Here is a 2,664-nt window from a genome sequence, read left to right on the forward strand (position 1 = left end):
GGTTAAGTTAATAAGGGCGCACGGTGAATGCCTTGGCACTAGGAGCCGATGAAGGACGGTACTAACACCGATATGCTTCGGGGAGCTGTAAGTAAGCTTTGATCCGGAGATTTCCGAATGGGGAAACCCACTGTTTTTAATCGAACAGTACGTTTACGTGAATACATAGCGTATCCGTGGCACACCCAGGGAACTGAAACATCTAAGTACCTGGAGGAAGAGAAAGAAATATCGATTCCCTGAGTAGCGGCGAGCGAAACGGGAAGAGCCCAAACCAAGAAGCTTGCTTCTTGGGGTTGTAGGACACTCAATACGGAGTTACAAAGGAACGAGGTAGACGAAGCGATCTGGAAAGGTCCGCCATAGCAGGTAAAAGCCCTGTAGTCGAAATTTCGTTCTCTCCTGAGTGGATCCTGAGTACGGCGGAACACGTGAAATTCCGTCGGAATCTGGGAGGACCATCTCCCAAGGCTAAATACTCCCTAGTGACCGATAGTGAACCAGTACCGTGAGGGAAAGGTGAAAAGCACCCCGGAAGGGGAGTGAAATAGATCCTGAAACCGTGTGCCTACAAGTAGTTAGAGCCCGTTAATGGGTGATAGCGTGCCTTTTGTAGAATGAACCGGCGAGTTACGATTACATGCAAGGTTAAGCTGATAAGGCGGAGCCGCAGCGAAAGCGAGTCTGAATAGGGCGATAGAGTATGTAGTTGTAGACCCGAAACCAGGTGATCTACCCATGTCCAGGGTGAAGGTAAGGTAACACTTACTGGAGGCCCGAACCCACGCACGTTGAAAAGTGCGGGGATGAGGTGTGGGTAGCGGAGAAATTCCAATCGAACCTGGAGATAGCTGGTTCTCTCCGAAATAGCTTTAGGGCTAGCCTCAATTTTAGAATCCTGGAGGTAGAGCACTGTTTGGACTAGGGGCCCATCCCGGGTTACCGAATTCAGACAAACTCCGAATGCCAGAGATTTATAATTGGGAGTCAGACTGCGAGTGATAAGATCCGTAGTCAAGAGGGAAACAGCCCAGACCACCAGCTAAGGTCCCAAAGTAATTGTTAAGTGGAAAAGGATGTGGCGTTGCTTAGACAACCAGGATGTTGGCTTAGAAGCAGCCATCATTTAAAGAGTGCGTAATAGCTCACTGGTCGAGTGACGCTGCGCCGAAAATGTATCGGGGCTAAACAATTCACCGAAGCTGTGGATTGACACTTAGGTGTCAATGGTAGGAGAGCGTTCTAAGGGCGTTGAAGCTAGACCGGAAGGACTGGTGGAGCGCTTAGAAGTGAGAATGCCGGTATGAGTAACGAAAGACGGGTGAGAATCCCGTCCACCGAATGACTAAGGTTTCCTGAGGTAGGCTCGTCCGCTCAGGGTTAGTCGGGACCTAAGTCGAGGCCGATAGGCGTAGACGATGGACAACAGGTTGATATTCCTGTACCACCACTCCACCGTTTGAGTAATGGGGGGACGCAGAAGGATAGGGTAAGCGCGCTGTTGGTTATGCGCGTTCAAGCAGTGAGGCGTGGAATGAGGCAAATCCCGTTCCTATAACGTTGAGCTGTCATGACAAGGACCGTAAGGTCTGAGTTCCTGATTTCACACTGCCAAGAAAAGCCTCTAACGAGGTGGAAGGTGCCCGTACCGCAAACCGACACAGGTAGTCGAGGAGAGAATCCTAAGGTGAGCGAGAGAACTCTCGTTAAGGAACTCGGCAAAATGACCCCGTAACTTCGGGAGAAGGGGTGCTCTATTAGGGTGTTAAAGCCCGAGAGAGCCGCAGTGAATAGGCCCAGGCGACTGTTTAGCAAAAACACAGGTCTCTGCAAAACCGTAAGGTGACGTATAGGGGCTGACGCCTGCCCGGTGCTGGAAGGTTAAGAGGAGTGCTTAGCGCAAGCGAAGGTGCGAATTGAAGCCCCAGTAAACGGCGGCCGTAACTATAACGGTCCTAAGGTAGCGAAATTCCTTGTCGGGTAAGTTCCGACCCGCACGAAAGGCGTAACGATCTGGGCACTGTCTCAACGAGAGACTCGGTGAAATTATAGTACCTGTGAAGATGCAGGTTACCCGCGACAGGACGGAAAGACCCCGTGGAGCTTTACTGTAGCCTGATATTGAATTTTGGCACAACTTGTACAGGATAGGTAGGAGCCTGAGATTCCGGAGCGCCAGCTTCGGAGGAGGCGTCAGTGGGATACTACCCTGGTTGTGTTGAACTTCTAACCCTTGCCCCTTATCGGGGCAGGAGACAGTGTCAGGCGGGCAGTTTGACTGGGGCGGTCGCCTCCTAAAGTGTAACGGAGGCGCCCAAAGGTTCCCTCAGAATGGTTGGAAATCATTCGTAGAGTGTAAAGGCATAAGGGAGCTTGACTGCGAGACCTACAAGTCGAGCAGGGTCGAAAGACGGGCTTAGTGATCCGGTGGTTCCGCATGGAAGGGCCATCGCTCAACGGATAAAAGCTACCCCGGGGATAACAGGCTTATCTCCCCCAAGAGTCCACATCGACGGGGAGGTTTGGCACCTCGATGTCGGCTCATCGCATCCTGGGGCTGTAGTCGGTCCCAAGGGTTGGGCTGTTCGCCCATTAAAGCGGTACGCGAGCTGGGTTCAGAACGTCGTGAGACAGTTCGGTCCCTATCCGTCGTGGGCGTAGGAA

General features: G+C 52.1%; 1 rRNA gene. It reads left to right on the forward strand.

What is annotated here, in order from left to right:
• A 23S ribosomal RNA gene (locus C406_RS0117825) occupies nt 1-2,664 on the forward strand; the annotation flags it as partial.

The sequence above is a fragment of the Paenisporosarcina sp. TG-14 genome, assembly GCF_000297555.1.
In the GTDB taxonomy this organism is placed as follows: Bacteria; Bacillota; Bacilli; order Bacillales_A; family Planococcaceae; genus Paenisporosarcina; species Paenisporosarcina antarctica.